The following is a 19,327-nucleotide window of genomic DNA, read 5'->3' on the forward strand; positions in this document are numbered from 1 at the left end:
AGCTTGGCCCACATTGCGAAGGAGCTTCGAGAGATCGGCGTACGTTTTCAGCAGGCGGATGAAGTGAGCGGAGCAGCCGTAGCAGGAAACGTAGCAACGAAGTCTATTGGGCTGAAAGCAACGCAGAGCAATGATGATAAGGGATATCAGATGGCATACAATTCACAGTGGCATATGTGGTTACCTGTGAACGACCAGGGTGTGACGGATCAGGCGGCCTTGCAAGCGTACGAGAAAGACAAGGGGAAGCTGGATCAGGGCAGCTTGAGTCAGGGAATGGCACCTGCCCAGCCTCCAGATCAAGATTTGATCCAGTTACAGATTGAAGCATTTGAGCTCGGAGTGAATCCCTTTACAGGAGAGCCTGTCACAGACGATTACGCCAAGATGATGATCTCCTCCTTGAAATGGAGTCAGATTGTAGCCGGGATTGGGATGGTCACGGGAAGTATGAAAAGTGGTAAGGGTCCCTATAAGGGCCGCGGAACCAGTGCAGCATTGGACAAGGTGAAGCAGACGATTCGGGATGCAAAGGCGAAGAGGGAACAGGCAGGCAAGAGTGGTAAGGGGACGGGACAAGCTCCTAATATGGGGAGTGTAGTTAAGGACGGAAACAAAACGAAATATACGAATTCGGCTGGTAATGAGCTCACATGGGTTGATCAACATCCTAAGAATATTAATCGTGATGTTGATAGCTTTTTGAAAAGTTCAGACGTTGGCAAGGCTACTGAAGCAAAAGTTGCAGATTTCGTAAGAAAAGAGCAGGAAGTCACGGGATTTGGGCAAAAAGTTCTTAAGGAAAATGGCGAAGCTGCTGGAGATTTAGATGTAGTTACAAAAAATGCAATAATTGAGGTCAAAGCATCAATTAAAGCTGTTAAAGAAGACCAGTTTAATAAATTGATGAATGGAAATCATGATTTCTTCTTTAATCCAGAACAAAAGAAAGTAATTCTTTACATTGATAAACCGTTGACTAACTTGAGACCAGAGCATGCCAAAATGTTAGAAGACATTAAGAAGCAAGGAGTAACAATTGTTAATTCATTGGAAGAGCTAAAGGGGGTATTACATTAATGGGAACTTCAGCATATATCTTAATGGAGCACAAGAAATATACAACTGAAAAATTATTGGGAGATTCAATAGTTGCAGCATTTTATGCCGATGCTATGCTCAACTTCCACAACAGTAAAAATTATTCAATGGATGGAAAGTTTCTCTCTACTACATTGAACATTAGCCATAAATTAGTTAAACAAAACGGTTATTCGTTTATATACTACGTAGATGCAACAAATAATCCGAGTATAGAATTTTACTATAATGAGGATGTTGGGTTAGAACCAAGTAGAAAACTTTGTAAAGTTGGTTGTATTGAAGAAATATACGGCGTCCAAGAACTTATCTTTAGTTTTGTTTACGAATACCTCAAGCTAAACCCCGACGAATACTTTTGGGTCACAGATTATGATTGGGTCTACAGTTGGGAAGATATGCAAAAATTAAAATCGTTACCGTATGACCCAGATTGGTGCTATAAAAATCCTAAAAACTAACTTATGAGGGTTTACAGCGCCAACAACAAGATTGTACAACACAACCAACAAACTAAACACTTGATAAACTTTCAAAAGCTCTTTCCAACTTGTTTTATGAGTAGGAATGAGCTTTTTTTGCGCGCCAAAAATCTAAGGAGGATGAAACGAATGGCAAAACGTGAACAGGGAGGGGCAGAAGAGTTGAATACCCACAGCTTGAACAGGAAGCAGAAAAAAAGTGAGGCCTATTGCCCAGGCTCGCGCAGCGTACGAACAGCTTATGGAGAAATTCGTGAGTACTGTCAGCAAGTAAGGGAATTTCGTGAACAGGCGGCAGAATTGCAGCGATCGGACGTACAGATTTTCAGGTTAGAGGGGAGTTTAGCGAAAATGGTACAGGATGCAGAGGAGCGGCTGGAACAAACAAGGCAGATGCTAACTGAAAAAGAGGGCAAACGCATGGTGGACTGGATTCTAAATCGCCTATTTTCCTGAAGAACGGATATATCGTGGTGAATTTTAACCTGGAGTCCATCCGGGAAGGCAACCTTGCCGCTCCGCATCTGCAATATATCCATGCTCCGCTGATGAACCAGTGGCTGCTGGAAGGCTTCCAGCGTCAGGTGCAGGATAGCTATAACCATACGTTTTCGTTACGAGATGGAGATGTGGTCTTTTACCATGCAGATCGTTCCAGCCGGGATGATTTCAGTGCACAGGTGCCGCATTAAGTAAGGAGATAGATTTACAATCTGGCAAGGAAGTTATTGTTTATATTGATGAAGCCATCACAACTACTAATCCTCAAACCTTAGCAAAGGTTAACTATCTTAAAGAAAAAGGTATAATAGTAGTTAATTCTTTAGAACAATTAGGGAAGGTGTTGAAATAATGGGTATTTCTGCATTTGTATTATTTGAAACTGGTAGTAACATTCCGTTAACCAATCTTCTGAAATATACGGAAGATTTTTGTGCGGAGTTAAACTTATTTTATGGAATTAGTTTCAAAAAAAAAATGGTGAAAATCAATTAAAACATGTTAGAGCATCTATAAGTGATCTACCATTTGTCGAGAGTTCATCAAGGCAATTATGTATTGATTTTTACGATGAGCCTTATGAATTTCAAAACATTTCCTTTGATTGGTTAGGGAAAGATACAGAATTTTTTGAAGCAATAATAGTAGATGATTTTTGAGACAATGAAGACCTATTATTTAATATTCTTTTTAAATTTCTGAAAAAATATCCAAATTCGAAAATATGGATGGAAGATGATGGGTTCTATACGTTAAATGACTTCGAAAAGATATCGAATAGACCTTATGATGAAAGTTGGTGTTACAAAAATCCAAAAGAACTATAATGCACCTAGTAATGCTGAATAGAGTTGTTGACTTAGGGACTGTGGTAGTGGAGGCTGCCCAGTGGCGCCAACTGTAGAATGCGCCTCCCTGATAGGGAGGATGAAATAGCAGTTTTCTAACTTATTACGTTTATTACTACAGCTTAATTATGTAGTATTGATTGGAGGGCTAGGTATGACAACTGATATCAAAGAAATTATGACTCGATTAAAATCACACCGTCTTTGGATTGAAACTATTGGAGAACAAGGTAAAAAACTAGGTATAGATGAAATTGATTTGCGAAATGTGGATTTGTCTCAATACCCATTAGACCAAGCGTATATAACAGCTTGTATCTTTGATGGCATGGAATTAAATCACAAAGATTTTTCCTCATCTTTGCTGAGCTCATCAACTTTTATATCTACTAACTTGGAAGAAGCAGATTTTTGTAAATCTACTGTCTCGTATGCAGACTTTACAAATGCTAATCTTAAAGCTGCCAGGCTTGCTGATAGTGAATGTATTGAAACGGTGTTTGTTCAAGCAGATTTATCAAATACTAATTTAGTAGCTGCTCTGTTTGATGAGACGGATTTTCGCAATGCAATTTTTAAAAATGCTGATGTGCGTTTAGCTACGTTTGAAAGAGTATTGTTAAAAGGTGCTAAATTAACAGGGCTTCGGGGGTTAGAAGAAGCTTTTATAAAAAGTATCAATATCGGTACGCCAGAAGAACCTGATATTTTAGTGGGTGAAGAAGCTATAGAATGGTTACAAGAATTTATTTGAAAATAGACTTATGAAACTACCTTGCAAACAATCATTTGACTTTGCAAAGGAATAAAATATGAATTTTTTGGCAATGTATCCTAAAATGATGTAGAAAGAAAGAGGGGGGTGCATGCTGTGAGTGAACCGGTGCAGATCAAAGATCGAATTGAGCGAAATAGACAGGAGTTACGTCGCTTGGCGGAGAATCATGGCATGCAGGATAACAAAGTCCTCGAGCAGTCCATGGTTTTGGATGAATTGATCAATGAATATTACCGTTTTCAATATAAAAAGCGTTATATGAAGAGACAGCCGACTGCGTAAATTAGGAATGGAACGAAACTAAGCCTGCGCGCAGAGTATGAAGTGATTGATATGTACGGCAATTTTAAGTTATATATCTTGTTAGCTACTACAGGTTAATCAGAGCAAATTATTACAAGTGGCTCTGTACTCGCTCCAAATGAGCAGAAGCACAGGCGTAAGACCAGAATGCCAAGATAAATATGATGATGATTCATCTCGCGTACCCCTATTTCGTCTATTCGCTAAAGACCTCTAAATACATCCCCGCATATTGTTTTCTTGTGATAACTTACCAACCTAATGAAACGTGTAGAAATTAAATCTACAAGATTGAAAAAGCTTCTTAATAGAGGCAGTAGGTACACGTTGTGTCACTAAAAGTCTTCTATTAAGAAGCTTATTTAAAATATACTTCAACAATTATTCCAATCTTAGTAAGCAATGTCTTGATTCATTTAGATCACCTCCTTAAAGAAGATGTTACTTTTAAACATTATCTAAAAAAGACTCTGATAAACTTAAACATTGCTGCTCCATTGTTGAAATTTCATCAAGTTTATTTATCATGCGTTGAAAATAATCTTCACTATTTTTAACTGTCCCCTTTAAGATCATATTGGCTCCAACCTGCCACTTTTGACTGAGTTCAAAATACGTTTCTGCTAATTCTCCAACAACATCATCATGTAGATTATTAAATCCAGATAAGAAATTTGAATAGGCGAAACGAGAACTGCTTATACGAGAGAGGCTTGTATAGATATCTTGGTATAATTCATAACTATATTGACTTTTGTCTATTGATTTTAGTTCTTTATTGAATATACCTACTGAGATAATTCCTGTATGTTGAGCATTTCCTTTAAGGTGAGTCACATTTAATTTTATAATTTCATAAAGGTCTTCTTTATCAAGATTTTTAATGTGATTTTGTACGATGTAATAGCCGTTATTATAAATATTAAAATTTTCAGATTTAACACATTTTAAAAGTGAATGAATAGATATTTTCCCTTTGAAATTATAGGTGTCATCCAAAATAAGACATTCTTCATTTATAATCTCAATAAGAGTTATATAATGGTAGGCGTGTTTTTGTTCATAGTAAATACTGTTTTTCATATAAAATAAATCTACAATTAAGATAATTGGATAACCTTCTATAAGAATATTTTGTAAAGTAGAAATAAACAGTAGATCGTCTTCGTTACTTATTTGAACTAAATCAAGACCAGATAACCAGCTAATCTCCTCTGTCCAGTCCAAATAATTTGGAGATAATTCTCCTATTATATCTCCATTTTTTCTAACATAGTTTAAACCACACTGTTTCCATATAGAACTAGTATAAGGATATTCAAAAAAGTTCAATATTGTATTAATTGTAAGATGTCTGCAATTATAGCCCGATTGTCGATTTGGAACCATGTCTCTAATCACACTCTATTTCCCACCTTCTAAAGTGATTGCAAAAATATGCATGCTTGGGTTATCAGAAAAAGTAATTGAATTGATATCAAAGAATTTTTCATCAAGATTCACATGTGTATACCATATAGTTGTAGACATGTTTTCATTGAATCCTAATCTTGCTGAATAAGAACCTTTGCAGCGGAAGGCAATAGTATTATTGAAATACGGATTTTTATTTGTCCAATCAGTTAATCCTATTTCATATTTTATTTTTTCACTTTTGTTTGCCAAAGTAACACATTCTTTGAATGAACCATTATCACAAGCTCCTAAAACATGTACTCTTAGGCAATTGTGTATATCCACATTAATGGTTTGATTGTTAAATTCGAGACTGTTGAATGAATCATCATTCTTTTCCGGAAAAAGAAACGGGACGTCTTGAATAAATACTATCTCGTTGGAATTAGGTAAATCTTCTGCTGGATAACTAGACCCGAATCCTGAAAAATCGCAGGAGAGGTAATTATGCTCATAAGCAAAAGATTTTCCGGTAAACCATTCTCGTAAATCAACTTTCGTATAGCCGACCATTAATATCAACTCCTTGCAGGGTGGTAATAATATAAAAAAATGTAATAAGCATATGTGCGAATGATTTTTTTTGCAAATGTATGTTTAAGCTCAAGGAGATCAAATGTCAAATCTTGTGGTTTATCTCCCTGAACTAATGAAGAAGTTTATGACTAAAATTAGTCAAGAAAATCCTAAGATGATGTAAGGTGTTTTTTTTGTATAAAAATACAAAGTTAAGTTATAGAGGTTTGTGGATATTAATTTTTTTAAAAAAATAAAAATGCACGACGAGTATAAGGAAAGTATCTTGGGTGTATTCTTTGAGGAAATAGGATTTTACCTCTACTTCGCTTTTTAACAGTAATACTGTAAAAGTTATTATCATAATAAAAATCTATATAAATCCAATAAAACCATAATTATATATTTTCGAAACGAAATAACTAAAATATCAATAGAATTTTAAACAAATTTTAAGTATTAATGGTAAATGGAGTCAAAATCTGATTCATAATATAATTCAAAAAAAAATATCCGTCAAGTGATAGCTCAACGAGTAAAATATTGACAGATCAAAATAAACTGTATAAAATTGTATTTGCTGATTTGTTTTTACATAGGGGGACATGATGAATATTCAAATAAATTGCATATTTAATCAAATAATATACCCTAATAGCACAGTGGATTTTTCCTGTTTTGAAAACGGTTATATGTTGTTAGAAAATATAGGATCGGTCGAAATTATAACTACGAACGAGCGAGTATCTCTAAATAATGAAATCATCCTTGTAGGAAATAAGTTTAAGCTAAATAATTGCTCAAGTAAAAAATCAGTTGAGATAAGAGGTATAACGTTCTCTAACTTAAAAAGATCTATTCGTAACGCTCCAAACATAATTTCGATTAAAGATGAATATCAAGTACAGCTCGCAAAGAGAACGCTAAATTTACCAAAGGGCTCTCAAAATCTAGAACAGATTTATAAGGATTTGGGTTCTTTACTATCACTAAACTTCTCAAAATGTACTCAATTCCTCTCAACACAATTCATTGATTCCAGATTGATAAAGATCAATAGATATATTCGTAAATACTATTGGAAACCGATAACATTAGATTTTCTAGCTGAAATGATAGGATGTACACCTGTGTATTTAAGTAACACATATTCAAAAGTGTTTAAAGTTCCTCCTATAAGACACCTTCAAATGATTCGAATGAAAAAAGCAGCTATGTTATTAGCTGAAACTGACTTGGTAATTAAAGAAATAGCTAAAAATTTAGGATATATATCCAGTTCTCAATTCAGTGTGATTTTTAAAAGGTACTACCTCTATACACCACTCGAGTTTAGGATATTGAATATCTCAAAACAGAAAACTATTGAGGAGGAAAAAAGATGAACGAAACAAGGATTAAAGAAATCATCACACAGTTGATCGGTATAGAAATCAATGACATTCATCAAAATTTGATTTTAGTTGGACTAGACTCCATGAAAACAATAAATTTGGTAGTAGAGTTGGAAGAAGAATTCGATATTGTAATTGATGATAACGACCTACTATTCGAGAACTTCTCTACGATTTCAAGAATAGTAGATTTGATTTCTCAAAAAGTGATAGGAAAAGAATTATACACTACCAAGTACAACGAACTATTGTAACCCTCTATCCAAAAATACATATCTCATTGAAGTTACTCTGGGTCTATGCTAGTTTGTAATCACTTTACTAACACTAATTATCTATCTTTATCATGTCATTTCTTAAAGGAGATTTGAGATGGAATACAGATTTTCAATTGCTGATATACTCTCTCATGTTGCTGCTGAGATGGTCGTTTCAAGACTAATATATAGCATGGAAGGGATATCGAATGTCTATTACGATGGAAATGCAAAGGATATTGTAGTGGAATACACTACTACAAATGATCTTCAATATTTTCAAAGTACTATAGAAAAGTTGGTGGAACAGCAACAAGGACAAAGAACAGTTGTCCCTTCTTTGATACGGGATACTAAAAAAAATGTATCAAATAATGTTAGTGATGCATCGATTGAGGCGGTTTTTGAATTTGACGGTAGTGTACGAAGGGGAATAGCAGTTGAGTTATTTAAAAAATACGACAAATTATTTGATCAAATTGCTCAACGCCTGGATGTTCAAAATAGAAAATATCCCTCATTAATCGCTAGGGATACTCTTTCAAAGTGTAACTACTTCACTTCTTTTCCGCAGAACGTTCTTTTTGTATCTGAATTCCCCCATAGGATTGATGTGCTGGAAAAAGTCAAAACTACTGATAATTATCAAGAACTTACAAGACATAATGAATTTGTACTATCACCGGCTGTGTGTTTCCATTGCTATGAAGAATTCAGCAATTGCATTATTGAGAATAATCTGATGCTTACATCTGTCGGGACTTGTTATAGACATGAAGCGCCTTGGCGCGTCGGAGGACAACGTTTGAATGAATTCACAATGAGAGAAGTTATTTTTATTGGTGATTCATTATTTGTCGAAGAGAAGAGACAACAACTCATTGACGAAATTTGGGGATTGTTTGAGGAGCTTGGATTTTCGGGAAGAATTGAAACTGCTTCAGACCCATTTTATTTTCCAAAAGATTATTCGACTAAGGGACAATACCAATTACTTTCAAGTATGAAATATGAACTATTATATGATAATGGAAAAAATAAGTCATTCTCAATTGTATCATTCAACAATGTACAAGATACTTTATGCAAAGAATTTAATATTCGTAATAGCAGCGGAGACATAAAACATTCGGGTTGCGTTGCTTTTGGTATTGATCGATGGGTATATGCAACATTGTTGACCTATGGAACTGATATAAATAAATGGCCCCAAGATGTAAAAGAAAAGTTAGATATTTGATCTTTTTAAAGGAGACACGAGTTGTGAATATAAAAAGCAAAGTCGAGGAAACGGTTAAAGAAATTCTTGATATTCATAATCCTATTGATTTGGATAAAGATCTAAAAGAATTAGGATTGGACTCAATGAAGTGTATAAACTTAATTGTAAAAATCGAAGACCTCTTTAATATAACTTTTAATAATCAAGAGTTTAAAATCAGTAATTTTAAAACAATCGGAACAATCAATAAATTGCTTTCTGAAAAATTGGAAACTGAAGCTGTTTAGAAAAAATTGTAAAGAGCTTATAGTCGGAAATTATTTTTAGGGGGGAGTTATGAAGTTCTCATTGAGTTTTTTTTCAAATGTCGATTCCTCTGAGCCTAATCGAATAGCAGAGCAATATGAGTTCCTTTTGAGGTTGGTGGCATACGCAGAAAGTCAGCGCTATCATGGAGTCTGGATACCAGAAAGACATTTCCACTCTTTTGGTGGTCTTTTTCCTAACCCGGCGGTATTTGCTTCTGCAGTAGCGATGAAAACAGAAAATCTGAGAATTCAAGTAGGAAGCGTTGTATTGCCTTTGCATAATCCTGCTTTTGTAGCGGAAGAGTGGGCAATGGTGGACCAGCTATCCAGAGGCAGAGTCGATATGTCGTTTGCGTCCGGCTGGAACTCAAAAGATTTTGTGTTTTCTCCGAGTAATTATGAGAATAGAAAAGAAATTATGTGGGATGGAATCTCATATATTATTAAGTTATGGAAAAACACCTTGAATAAAGTCAAAATCCTTCCAACACCATATCAGCAAGATATCCCTATTTTTATTACTTCATCCAAAAGCACAGATACATGTTACCAGGCGGGTCTCAATGGTTACAATCTGCTCACTCATTTCATCTCAAATGACTTAGAAGATCTTCAGGAAAAAATCAAGGTTTACCAAGATGGATTAAGAGAAGGGGGACACAGTATAACCGATAAAGAAATCGTTTTAATGTTACATACTTATATAGGTGACACCTTAGATCAGGTTGAAGATAAATCTAAAAATGCATTTTTCAGTTACCAAAATTCATTTTTAGAACTTGAAGGTCAGAAATTGGAACTTTCTAATGATCGAAAGTCGGAAATCACGAAAAGTTATATATTTAAAAAATATTCTCCGGAACGGTCTCTAATGGGTACATTAGAGACCTCTAGAGAACTGCTTCGGCAGGTAAAAGAGAGTGGAGTGACACAAATTGCTGCACTAGTTGATTTTGGTATGAACGAACAAGACGTAATGCTAGGTTTAGATAAGTTAACGAATTTGAAAAAGGAAATGGACGAATTACAGTTTACGGAGGGTAGCAAATGAAATCAAAGATCAATGAAATTATTGCTGAAAGGATAGCTTATGCAGATCAGTTCCTTAAACAAAGAAGTATTAAATACGATAATATTGAAAAAGCATTCGGTTGTGATGTGCATGATTCGAAGTATCTACTGCTGACAAGCTCTGCTGTTCATGGATTAGCCAATAGTGGAAGTGATATAGATTTCATATCTGTAAATTTAAAGAATTTCCCATCTGATCGAGTTGCTGCCCAACATTTTAGTAATGGAAATCATATGGAAGTTAAGCCGATTTGGGAAGAGGATATAAATGAAGCATTAGTTTTCCTAAAATCAGTTGAAAATAAACCCTTTTTTAATGTTGTTGAGATTTTAAGTCATTGGAACGACCATTGCAAAGTATCAAAAAAACACCTTGAACGGACAATCAATGGTGTAGATATAAATGGGCAATGTCCATACATGGTTTATACTCCTTCACTTGCATATGTTTGGTTAACCAATTCCTTTGAGATTTTTCGTAAATGTGTCGTTTATTTTATTCTGTCGGAACGTTCGGGAGAAAATATTGCAACAGTTTCTTATGGACTGAATTCTCTGTTGTATTTAATGGATTCGGTTCTCTCATTCCATGGGTACGTTTATTCTAATAAAAAGTGGTATTTGCAGAGATATACTAATTTTGTGAGAGAAAATAAGTATTCATTAGAATTCCAGGAACTCACGACAAAGATCAACACTATGTATAACTTTGTATTATCCATTTTAGAAAGAAAATCAGAGTTAAGCTCTCAATTATACGAGTTATATTTATACTCAAGAAATCTTATGAAAATTGAAATATCAGATGAGAATCTGATCACCAGCGAATCCAAGCTACATTCACTTCCATTTCTTGAAGAATCCATTGTCGTTTACAATGACAATAAACAAAAAGCTATGCTTCTAAATTCATCTGACATTGTGGATTGGAAAATTCCGCTATCTTCCTTATCAACACTGAAGGAAAGCACTGCAAGACAAATTCTTTCATTACTAAGGACAGGGCTGCTGAAAATAAACTAGGAGACTGATGATATGGACATGCAAAAATTAAATAATCAATCCTTTTCACAAGGAATGTATGGCCGACAGGATTTACAAACTCTTATAAAGAAAATGTCTACTGTAGCTTTTATGTTGACTGTAGACGGAAAAGCATTTATTGAAGATATGGTAGGCGGAGCTGACCAACCACAGTATTTAAAAGTACTGAAGTGGAGGCTTTTTGAGTTGTTGTCTGAAATAGATTTCCTTTTGTCTGGCTATGAGATGTCAGATCCGATCCACTATGGTGCTATGTCTCTAGAATATGGACTCAGAGAAATTCTCCCTTTGAATACGGCTGAAATTGTAGATGTTTTTCAGTTCAACGAAAAGTTTGAAAATGATCAAGTTAATCTGGATAATGTTTTTAATATTTGGGAAAGAATAATTGCTCAGTTTCCTGGTAAATTACCTGAAGCGATGCTTCAAGAGGGACAAGACGAACTTTTGTTAGCAATCAAAAATTGGAGCAGGATCTATGCTAGGGCTGATCTAAATACAGATTATCTTAAGAAATTGCTTGATGAGGTATAGTAAGTGAATTTGTAACTGGTTCATATATTTAAAATTAACAGGAAAAATCACTCGGCTTTATGAATTTTTATTCATTATAATTTATTAATTATCATGTGGAGAGTGGGGTTACGGCAGTGCCAATCAATATAAAAGGCAGAAGCCTTGTATCTATGTTGGAGTTCTCTTTTGTAGAAATTGATTATTTAATCAATTCAGCTATTGAACTAAAGCGATTAAAGAATCAGCGTGTTTTTCCGAAAAATCTTTCGAATCGAAATATTGCATTGATTTTTGATAGACCATCTTGCAGAACAAGGACTTCTTTTGTAGTGGCGGCTTCAGATGAAGGAGCACACTTGGAAATATTCCCTTATGAGGACATAAGATTTGGAATAAAAGAATCCGTCAAAGATATAGCACGTGTTTTTGGAAGAATGTTCGATGGAATTGCCTATCGCGGAGATCATTCTACGTTACTTGAACTTGTAGAATATGCAGGTATCCCTGTTTGGAACAGCTTAACTGAATCATATCATCCGACACAAGTGTTAGCTGATTTGATGACAATTAAAGAAAGATTTGGACAATTGAAAGGGATAAAGTTAGCTTACGTAGGCGATGGTAGAAATAATGTTGTGAACTCCTTAATTATAGGTTGTTTGAAAATGGGGGTTGACTTAAAAATTGTGACTCCGAATGAATTAGCACCTTCGTTAGAATTACTAAAATCTATTAAGGAAGATTGCGCGGATGAACTCTTCGGTAGTGTAATTGTAACTGATAATATTGAAGAAGGGGTGCGCGATTGTCATATCATTTACGGTGATGTTTGGATATCTATGGGCGAAGAACACCTGATTGAAGAGAGAATTGCACTTTTATCAAAGTATAAAGTAACTCAAGAACTTATGAGTCTAACTGATAATGATGAAACAATATATTTGCATTGTTTACCAGCGCTACACGATCAGAATACTATTATATCTCAAAATCACCCGGATATTATGGAAGTTTCTGAAGATGTATTTGAATCACCACGCAGTTTTGTATTCGATCAAGCGGAAAATAGAATGCACACAATAAAAGCGCTGATGAATGCAACGATCTAAAAAAATATTAGTTAGTCAATGGAGTGTTTTCATACATTGGAGATACTCCATTACTACTTGCAGGATCATAAAATGAAAGGAATGAAATTATGCTTCCCGTATTTCAGATGTTAAAAGAGTATTCAAAGACTTATGGAACAAGGCCAGTCTTAAAAGATGACTACGAACAAGTAACGTACATTGAGTTTCATGAACGTGTGGCTAACTGTGTTCAATATTTTCGGGAGATCGGTTTAAAAAAGGCCGACAGGATTGGGATTTTATTTGAAAGCAGTGTTGATTTTGTTGTGGCTATCTACGCTGCTCTATCTTTACATATTATTTATGTTCCCCTCTCTATAAAAGATCCAAAAGCGAGAGTAGTTGATTTAATAAGGGATAGTGAACAAAAGGTTGTGATCACAAGAGAGGAGTTTATTAGTAACTTTGAACAAGAAGAGTTTGATAATACTTCTTTTTTATCTGTTGAAAAAGGAAAGTTAGGCTTGCAACAGACTTCTCTCTTTAGAAATACGTATACCTCTTTGCCTGCTGAAGATCCAAATGCTATTGCTTACATAATATACACATCTGGATCAACAGGAAAGCCTAAAGGTGTTGCGATCAGACATGAGAGTTTAAATAATTTTATTAAGGAAACCATTGATATTTTTGGCTTTAATACATCAACGAAATCGCTGGGAAGCTCCCCTTTTCATTTTGATGGTTCTCTCGGTAGTGTTATGTGCACCATCTTTGCAGGCGGTACTCTGGTCATTGTTAATGGAAATTTACTATTGCCCCGTACTTTTATTAATCTTCTTATAAATGAGAATATTACTCATATAAGTGGTGTCCCGAGTTATTTACAAATACTTCTTGATCATATTGATGAAGAAGCAGCTAAGAGAATAATGCTGAAAACTATTGGGATAGGTGGAGAGGAATGTCCGGTTAAATTTGTTAAACGACTAAAGGGTCTATTTCCTAGCATACGAATTTTTAATCGATATGGTCCGACCGAAACAACAGTTGTTGTATCGAGTTGTGAAGTGACAGAGGAAGTATTACTGTACAACACTAAAATGCCAATTGGTATACCGCAAAGAAATGTTTCTTTCTATGCATTTAACGAAAAAGAACAGCCGATTACTACTGGAGAAACAGGAGAACTTCTCATTGGTGGAATACAGGTGATGGACGGTTATTGGAACGATAGAGAACTGACTGGAAAGGTTTTAAATTCGGATAACCCATTAGGGATAGAGTTATATAGGACCGGTGATATCATTACGCTTAATGAGCAAGGGCTTTATGTATATGTAGACCGAAGTGACAATATGATAAAGAAATACGGAAACAGAATTTATCTTTCCGAAATTGAGGAAGCTATAAATTTACTTGAATGCGTTAAAAATAGCGTTTGCAAATTTAGGACAAGCGAGGGAGGTAAAGCGATTATTGCATATATCGAATTCGATAGCGAAGTTGAACAGGATCAGGTGAATAGCATGCTCCAAAATAAAATCCCGAAATATATGCTCCCTGACTCTATCGTTAAAGTAGACAAATTCCCTCTTTTGAGTAGCGGGAAAATTGATCGTAAACAAATCGATACTTGGATGCTTGAATGATTTGGATGTATCCAAATATGGGGAGGAATCGTATAAATGAATCGTATCATCCATGTGGAGAACTTAACCAAAGTATACCGGCAGAAAAAAAGAGAGGCTGGCATAGTGGGTGCACTAAAATCATTATTTGTTAATGACTACACCAGTAAATTAGCTGTAGATGGGGTGAGTTTTGAAATATACGAAGGTGAAATTGTAGGATATATAGGAACCAACGGAGCTGGAAAGTCAAGTACTATTAAAATGTTAATTGGAATTTTACTGCCTTCCTCTGGGTTGATTGATGTTAACGGCTATTCACCATTCAAGGATAGAAAGAAGCTGGCTAAGGATATTGGAGTGGTCTTTGGGCAAAGGTCTCAATTGTGGTGGGACCTACCTATAAGTGAAACTTTTCAACTCCTTGCTGATATTTATGGAGTTAGTAAAGAGGAATACATACAGACCATAAATGAACTTGTAGAAGTTCTTGAAATTAAGGACATCTTACATGTACCTGTAAGAACGTTAAGCTTAGGACAGCGGATGCGCGCAGAATTATGTGCTGCACTCATTCATAAACCTAAGATACTCCTCTTAGATGAACCAACAATTGGGCTTGATGTTATTATAAAAAAGCGAATTGAGCATTTTATAATTCATATAAACAAGAAATTTAACACAACTATTTTGATAACTAGTCACGATTTAAATTATTTGGAAAAGCTATGTAATAGAGTTATACTCATTGACCATGGGAAAGTGTTATTTAATGGTCCAATAGGGAGGATGAAGGAAACTTTTGAAATTTTCACTAGAGTCGAAATTGTATTAGAAGAGGCGACTTCTGATCCTAGTCTGTATAATATCGAAGGTGTTATTAAAATAAATATAGACAAAAATACTATAACTTTCATCTGTTCCAAAAAAGTAAACACTATAGAATTAATTGAATTCATATCAAAAACAAACAAGATTATTGATATTAAGATAATCGAGGATTCGTTGGAGGATATCATAGGGAATGTTTATGAAAATAAAAGTATATTATAGACTCGCCGTGATTTCTTTTCAAAGTTTTATCTCTTTCAAATTTAATATTTTTCTTAATATATTTGTAAGCATGGCAATGGTATTTATACAAATATTAATATGGAAAGCACTTTATTCACAAGAGGATGCTACTAATGCTACTGAAGCAATAACCTTAGAAACCATGTTACAGTATGTTGTCATTAGTTCACTATTAAACATTATTATCACCAGTCAGCCCCTTCAATATATAGCTAACCAGATACGAACAGGAAATATTGCTCTGGATTTAATGAGACCATTTAATTTTAACCTTTACATTTTTTCTATGGAGATCGGAAAAAAGATAGGAAGAGTTTTTATTCAAATCCCTATTTTATTAATTTTTTATTTCTCTATCCTTTCCAACTTACCAGGCAATGAAATCAATATATTATTTACACTAATAGTTATTATGAATGCAATCATTATTCAGTACTTAATTAATTATATTATTGGACTCTTGGCATTCTGGTGGATCGAAGTATGGCCAATGGATATGTTAATGAACAGCCTAATCAAGTTATTGTCTGGTAGCTGGATACCTCTCTGGTTTTTCCCTGAGCAATTAAGCAAAGTAGCGGAAATTTTACCGTTTAAGCTTATTTATTTCGATCCAATTAGAGTTATACTGGGGCAAATACACCCGAGCGAATTGCAAGTAATCGTTCTACAACAAATAATCTGGGTGATGATTTTTATTTCACTAGCGATATTTCTATGGAAATACGGTACTAAAAAAATAGTTGTGCAAGGTGGTTAACACAGAAGAAAGGCTGGTTACCGATGAGACTGATAAAGGTATATTTTAAATACTGTCTTATTCAATTCAAAACTTTACTTGAATATAAATTTGCATTTTATATGCAGTTATTGGCTAATGCGTTATGGTGTTTTGTCACATTTGCAGGGATATGGATTATTATAGACCGATTTGGATCTATTGCTGGGTGGAATCAATACGAAGTTTTATTTTTGTATAGCATTAATATCTTTGCGCATGGACTAAGCGGTATCTTCATATGGGGACCAATGGTCAACTTAGGTAAGATTATCGAGCAAGGGGAATTTGATACGATGATGATAAGACCAATCGACAGCTTTTGGGTATTGATTATGAGCAAATTCTCCTACACATATATTCCCTGGCTATTAATTCCAACTTACTTTTTTGGGTATAGTTTAGATCATTTAAACTTTTCGATGACTTTTACTCAACTGATCTTTTTAATATTAATAGTTTTAAATGCTACTTTATTAAATATTTCTATCCTAGTCATAACCGGTGCAATAAGCTTTTGGACAATTCGCTCTTCAGATATATTAGGTCTATTGTACAACGCGAATAACGGTATTAAGCCTATTATAGATTACCCTATTACAATCTATCCCAAATTCCTTCAATTGCTTATAACAATAGTTATTCCCTATGCATTTATTAATTACTTTCCTTCAATATACTTCTTAGACCATAAGGATACGGCTAGTTTTAGTCCCATTACAGTCGTTTTTATTCCTGTAGTTACACTTTGCTTGCTTGGTCTTGCATATCTGGTTTGGAGAATGGGCATAAGAAGTTACCAAAGTGCTGGTTCTTAGCACTATTAAATATATTACAGAGGTGATTGAAGAATGGAAGAATTGATCATGCGAAAAGAAAGACTTGCCTCACTTATGAAAGATAGGGAAATGGTTATGCAACACATTACAAATGAATTTCCCGAAGTATTCGAATACATGCAGTTTTGTAGGGATAAAATTCGCAATGTAATTATTATTCTCGGCAGTGCTCGGGGAGGCACAAGTGCATTTAAAGGAGTTCTGGGGAACTTCCCCAATGTGAGCTGCCTCTCTGGAGAACATAGGCATCTTTTTACACTGCTTGGTTATAATTTTCCTGATCATGGAGGCAGCTATGAGGAAAAAAAAGATCAGCTACTGGGTGATGAAGAAATCCGTTACATACTAAATAATATGTATTTCGAAAGTTATGTGAATCAAAATGAATCACTATCAGATAGGGAGCTAGAGCTCTATGGGTGGGATTGGGCATCTAAACTACCAATTCAATGGCCAGATGTTTCATTTTCACCAGATAAAATTGTGTCAATCGTCAAAACGTTTTATAAAGAAAATGAGCTACTATATAATAATCAGAATGAACTTTTCTTCTACAAACTCATCAAATGTTTTGAAGAAAACTTTAAAGGTGTGGATAGTGCATTTTATGATGCTCCATTAATCAAATTGCAGAATAAGGATTTCCAGTTACAAGCACTGAAAGAAAATTTCTATCAAAATCGACTAATAGTAGAAATACCACCTTTCTTATTACTTAAGCCGCGAAAGTTAAGCCATGATTATAATCATACAAATACCCTTGTAGTAAAAGCCTCAAGTGATTGTTATCGAATACATCAAATCGATTCCTTATTTGAGGGTTTCAACAAATTCTATGTTCATTTAAAGAGAAATCCGTTGTCGTCTGTGAATGGACTGCTGGATGGATGGAAACATCATACATTTGGGCAGCATGATCTCAATTACTTAGAAAAAAAATATAAAGTTACTCCGTCCCCTGAAATTAAAAGGGAATTTTCCTGGAAGTTTGATTTATTTGAAGATTGGCAGTTAAAAATATCTAAACCTTTGAAGGAGGTTGCAGTTTCACAATGGTGTCATTCCCATGAAAAGATACTTCAATTTAAAAAAGAAATAAAAAATAATTGGACCGACCTATATTTTGAAGATTTCCAAGGGAGCATAGAACAAAGAATGGAGATGTTTAAAAAGGTCTCCTTAAAAATAGAAGGTATGGAAGCCCAATTGCCTCTGGATGCTATTAAGAATCCGGCTGTCATAAATGCTACATCAACTCCATCTGCTCAGAGATGGAAAACAAGGAACGAATCCATTATTGATATATTGCAAAACAAACAAGTGATAGAGCTATGTGATGAATTAGGATACCGTGTTAAAGATTATCAGTCATGGTTGTAATTTAACAGGGGAGGATACCATAATGACAAGAAACTTGGTGTGGGCTAAACCGAACATTGATAGTTATCAAAAAAATATTCTATCGGGTCATTCTAGTTTCACCTTATGGCTGACAGGTCTTTCAGGTTCAGGAAAGTCAACATTGGCACAAGAACTAGAAGTGAAACTGTATGATATGGGTGTTCATACTGTTATTTTAGACGGTGATAACTTGCGACATGGGTTATGCAGGGATTTAGATTTTTCTGAATATGGTCGACTTGAAAATATTAGACGGGTTGGCGAAGTCTCTAAACTTTTTGTGGATTCAGGAATTGTTACGTTAGTGTCGTTAATTTCTCCGTATCGTGAAGCTCGTGATGAAGTAAGAAATTTATTTGATGATGAATCGTTCATAGAAGTGTTCGTAAAATGTGGAATTGATACTTGTATCAAGAGAGATCCGAAGGGTTTGTATCAAAAAGTAAAAAAAGAAGGTTTGAGAGGGTTTACTGGAATTGATTCTCCTTACGAGGAACCCTTTAATCCAGAAATTGTGATTGATACGGAAATAAGCACGATAGAAGAATGCGTTGTAACAATTATAGACTATCTAAAAAGCCATGAAAGGTTAAATGTTATCAGTAAATCGTGACAACCCGAATAGCCCATATCAGTTAGATATGGGCTATTCGGGTTGTCACATACCCTGGATTGATTTTGAATAGAATATCTAATGTTACATATTATGTTGAAAAAAGATTTTTTTGGTGATAACTT

At 34.6% G+C, this 19,327-nt stretch carries 20 protein-coding genes and 2 pseudogenes; 20 read left to right on the top strand and 2 right to left on the bottom strand.

Going from position 1 to position 19,327, the window contains the following annotated elements; translation table 11 throughout:
* From DFQ00_RS29580 to DFQ00_RS19165, 6 genes and pseudogenes are all read left to right on the top strand, one after another.
* Positions 1-1,080, top strand: a pseudogene (locus DFQ00_RS29580) (hypothetical protein); the annotation flags it as partial.
* The gene (locus DFQ00_RS19145; RefSeq protein ID WP_110898089.1) at positions 1,080-1,562 is read left to right on the top strand and encodes a hypothetical protein; all 483 of its coding nucleotides are present in this window, start codon (positions 1,080-1,082) and stop codon (positions 1,560-1,562) included. The pseudogene DFQ00_RS29580 and the gene DFQ00_RS19145, both read left to right, overlap by 1 nt.
* Positions 1,563-1,712: 150 nt before the next feature.
* Entirely contained in the window at positions 1,713-2,039 is a 327-nt protein-coding gene (locus tag DFQ00_RS19150) for a hypothetical protein (protein WP_110898090.1), read from the top strand.
* A pseudogene (locus DFQ00_RS19155) lies at positions 1,994-2,275 on the top strand (DUF5704 domain-containing protein); the annotation flags it as partial. The gene DFQ00_RS19150 and the pseudogene DFQ00_RS19155, both read left to right, overlap by 46 nt.
* An 811-nt stretch (positions 2,276-3,086) precedes the next feature.
* Positions 3,087-3,686: a pentapeptide repeat-containing protein gene (locus DFQ00_RS19160; protein WP_110898091.1), complete on the top strand. Its 600-nt coding sequence runs from the start codon at positions 3,087-3,089 to the stop codon at positions 3,684-3,686.
* Between the two features lie 117 nt (positions 3,687-3,803).
* Positions 3,804-3,992 (top strand): aspartyl-phosphate phosphatase Spo0E family protein, encoded by a 189-nt coding sequence (locus DFQ00_RS19165; RefSeq protein WP_110898092.1) that lies wholly within the window; start codon positions 3,804-3,806, stop codon positions 3,990-3,992.
* A gap of 468 nt (positions 3,993-4,460) precedes the next feature.
* Here DFQ00_RS19165 and DFQ00_RS19170 read toward each other — a convergent pair whose 3' ends face one another.
* Both DFQ00_RS19170 and DFQ00_RS19175 read right to left on the bottom strand, forming a co-directional pair.
* Positions 4,461-5,414: a hypothetical protein gene (locus tag DFQ00_RS19170; protein WP_146236194.1), complete on the bottom strand. Its 954-nt coding sequence runs from the start codon at positions 5,412-5,414 to the stop codon at positions 4,461-4,463.
* Positions 5,415-5,417: 3 nt separating this feature from the next.
* On the bottom strand, positions 5,418-5,981 hold the full coding sequence (locus tag DFQ00_RS19175) for a hypothetical protein (protein ID WP_110898094.1): 564 nt from the start codon (positions 5,979-5,981) through the stop codon (positions 5,418-5,420).
* A 611-nt stretch (positions 5,982-6,592) separates the two neighbouring features.
* Here DFQ00_RS19175 and DFQ00_RS19180 point away from each other — a divergent pair.
* The 14 genes from DFQ00_RS19180 (at position 6,593) to cysC (ending at position 19,202) form a co-directional block, all read left to right on the top strand.
* Positions 6,593-7,369 carry a helix-turn-helix transcriptional regulator gene (locus DFQ00_RS19180; RefSeq protein WP_208643799.1) on the top strand — a complete coding sequence of 259 codons (777 nt, stop codon included), beginning with the start codon at positions 6,593-6,595 and terminating at the stop codon, positions 7,367-7,369.
* Positions 7,366-7,632, top strand: coding sequence for an acyl carrier protein (locus tag DFQ00_RS19185; protein WP_110898096.1), 267 nt, complete (start codon positions 7,366-7,368; stop codon positions 7,630-7,632). Before DFQ00_RS19180 ends, DFQ00_RS19185 begins: the two co-directional genes overlap by 4 nt.
* Before the next feature lie 118 nt (positions 7,633-7,750).
* On the top strand, positions 7,751-8,875 hold the full coding sequence (locus DFQ00_RS19190; protein WP_110898097.1) for an aminoacyl--tRNA ligase-related protein: 1,125 nt from the start codon (positions 7,751-7,753) through the stop codon (positions 8,873-8,875).
* Positions 8,876-8,898: 23 nt separating this feature from the next.
* Positions 8,899-9,144 carry an acyl carrier protein gene (locus DFQ00_RS19195; protein ID WP_167433779.1) on the top strand — a complete coding sequence of 82 codons (246 nt, stop codon included), beginning with the start codon at positions 8,899-8,901 and terminating at the stop codon, positions 9,142-9,144.
* Positions 9,145-9,193: 49 nt separating this feature from the next.
* Positions 9,194-10,216 (top strand): MupA/Atu3671 family FMN-dependent luciferase-like monooxygenase, encoded by a 1,023-nt coding sequence (locus DFQ00_RS19200; RefSeq protein ID WP_110898099.1) that lies wholly within the window; start codon positions 9,194-9,196, stop codon positions 10,214-10,216.
* On the top strand, positions 10,213-11,259 hold the full coding sequence (locus DFQ00_RS19205) for a DUF6001 family protein (RefSeq protein WP_110898100.1): 1,047 nt from the start codon (positions 10,213-10,215) through the stop codon (positions 11,257-11,259). Before DFQ00_RS19200 ends, DFQ00_RS19205 begins: the two co-directional genes overlap by 4 nt.
* A 12-nt stretch (positions 11,260-11,271) precedes the next feature.
* Positions 11,272-11,814 (top strand): DUF6031 family protein, encoded by a 543-nt coding sequence (locus tag DFQ00_RS19210; protein ID WP_110898101.1) that lies wholly within the window; start codon positions 11,272-11,274, stop codon positions 11,812-11,814.
* Positions 11,815-11,930: 116 nt separating this feature from the next.
* Entirely contained in the window at positions 11,931-12,905 is a 975-nt protein-coding gene (argF, locus tag DFQ00_RS19215) for an ornithine carbamoyltransferase (RefSeq protein ID WP_279630422.1), read from the top strand.
* Between the two features lie 107 nt (positions 12,906-13,012).
* The gene (locus tag DFQ00_RS19220) at positions 13,013-14,518 is read left to right on the top strand and encodes an amino acid adenylation domain-containing protein (RefSeq protein WP_174812213.1); all 1,506 of its coding nucleotides are present in this window, start codon (positions 13,013-13,015) and stop codon (positions 14,516-14,518) included.
* Between the two features lie 36 nt (positions 14,519-14,554).
* Positions 14,555-15,550 carry an ABC transporter ATP-binding protein gene (locus DFQ00_RS19225; RefSeq protein ID WP_208643800.1) on the top strand — a complete coding sequence of 332 codons (996 nt, stop codon included), beginning with the start codon at positions 14,555-14,557 and terminating at the stop codon, positions 15,548-15,550.
* A gap of 70 nt (positions 15,551-15,620) precedes the next feature.
* Entirely contained in the window at positions 15,621-16,331 is a 711-nt protein-coding gene (locus DFQ00_RS19230; RefSeq protein ID WP_208643801.1) for an ABC transporter permease, read from the top strand.
* Between the two features lie 23 nt (positions 16,332-16,354).
* Entirely contained in the window at positions 16,355-17,167 is an 813-nt protein-coding gene (locus DFQ00_RS19235) for an ABC transporter permease (RefSeq protein WP_110898105.1), read from the top strand.
* Between the two features lie 33 nt (positions 17,168-17,200).
* Positions 17,201-18,568: a hypothetical protein gene (locus DFQ00_RS19240; RefSeq protein ID WP_110898106.1), complete on the top strand. Its 1,368-nt coding sequence runs from the start codon at positions 17,201-17,203 to the stop codon at positions 18,566-18,568.
* A gap of 22 nt (positions 18,569-18,590) precedes the next feature.
* Complete coding sequence (gene cysC, locus DFQ00_RS19245; RefSeq protein ID WP_110898107.1) at positions 18,591-19,202, top strand: adenylyl-sulfate kinase; 612 nt, start codon at positions 18,591-18,593, stop codon at positions 19,200-19,202.
* The last annotated feature ends 125 nt before the right edge of the window (positions 19,203-19,327 follow it).

Origin of the sequence: Paenibacillus barcinonensis (assembly GCF_003217495.1) — a bacterium.
GTDB classification, from domain to species: Bacteria; Bacillota; Bacilli; order Paenibacillales; family Paenibacillaceae; genus Paenibacillus; species Paenibacillus barcinonensis.

Excerpts from the sequence above, each read along its gene's own strand:
- DFQ00_RS19145 (WP_110898089.1), top strand. The coding sequence starts at position 1,080 with ATGGGAACTTCAGCATATATCTTAATGGAGCACAAGAAATATACAACT.
- DFQ00_RS19150 (WP_110898090.1), top strand. The coding sequence starts at position 1,713 with ATGGCAAAACGTGAACAGGGAGGGGCAGAAGAGTTGAATACCCACAGC.
- DFQ00_RS19160 (WP_110898091.1), top strand. The coding sequence starts at position 3,087 with ATGACAACTGATATCAAAGAAATTATGACTCGATTAAAATCACACCGT.
- DFQ00_RS19175 (WP_110898094.1), bottom strand. The coding sequence starts at position 5,981 with ATGGTCGGCTATACGAAAGTTGATTTACGAGAATGGTTTACCGGAAAA.
- DFQ00_RS19180 (WP_208643799.1), top strand. The coding sequence starts at position 6,593 with ATGAATATTCAAATAAATTGCATATTTAATCAAATAATATACCCTAAT.
- DFQ00_RS19185 (WP_110898096.1), top strand. The coding sequence starts at position 7,366 with ATGAACGAAACAAGGATTAAAGAAATCATCACACAGTTGATCGGTATA.
- DFQ00_RS19190 (WP_110898097.1), top strand. The coding sequence starts at position 7,751 with ATGGAATACAGATTTTCAATTGCTGATATACTCTCTCATGTTGCTGCT.
- DFQ00_RS19200 (WP_110898099.1), top strand. The coding sequence starts at position 9,194 with ATGAAGTTCTCATTGAGTTTTTTTTCAAATGTCGATTCCTCTGAGCCT.
- DFQ00_RS19205 (WP_110898100.1), top strand. The coding sequence starts at position 10,213 with ATGAAATCAAAGATCAATGAAATTATTGCTGAAAGGATAGCTTATGCA.
- DFQ00_RS19210 (WP_110898101.1), top strand. The coding sequence starts at position 11,272 with ATGGACATGCAAAAATTAAATAATCAATCCTTTTCACAAGGAATGTAT.
- DFQ00_RS19220 (WP_174812213.1), top strand. The coding sequence starts at position 13,013 with ATGTTAAAAGAGTATTCAAAGACTTATGGAACAAGGCCAGTCTTAAAA.
- DFQ00_RS19225 (WP_208643800.1), top strand. The coding sequence starts at position 14,555 with ATGAATCGTATCATCCATGTGGAGAACTTAACCAAAGTATACCGGCAG.
- DFQ00_RS19230 (WP_208643801.1), top strand. The coding sequence starts at position 15,621 with ATGGCAATGGTATTTATACAAATATTAATATGGAAAGCACTTTATTCA.
- DFQ00_RS19235 (WP_110898105.1), top strand. The coding sequence starts at position 16,355 with ATGAGACTGATAAAGGTATATTTTAAATACTGTCTTATTCAATTCAAA.
- DFQ00_RS19240 (WP_110898106.1), top strand. The coding sequence starts at position 17,201 with ATGGAAGAATTGATCATGCGAAAAGAAAGACTTGCCTCACTTATGAAA.
- cysC (WP_110898107.1), top strand. The coding sequence starts at position 18,591 with ATGACAAGAAACTTGGTGTGGGCTAAACCGAACATTGATAGTTATCAA.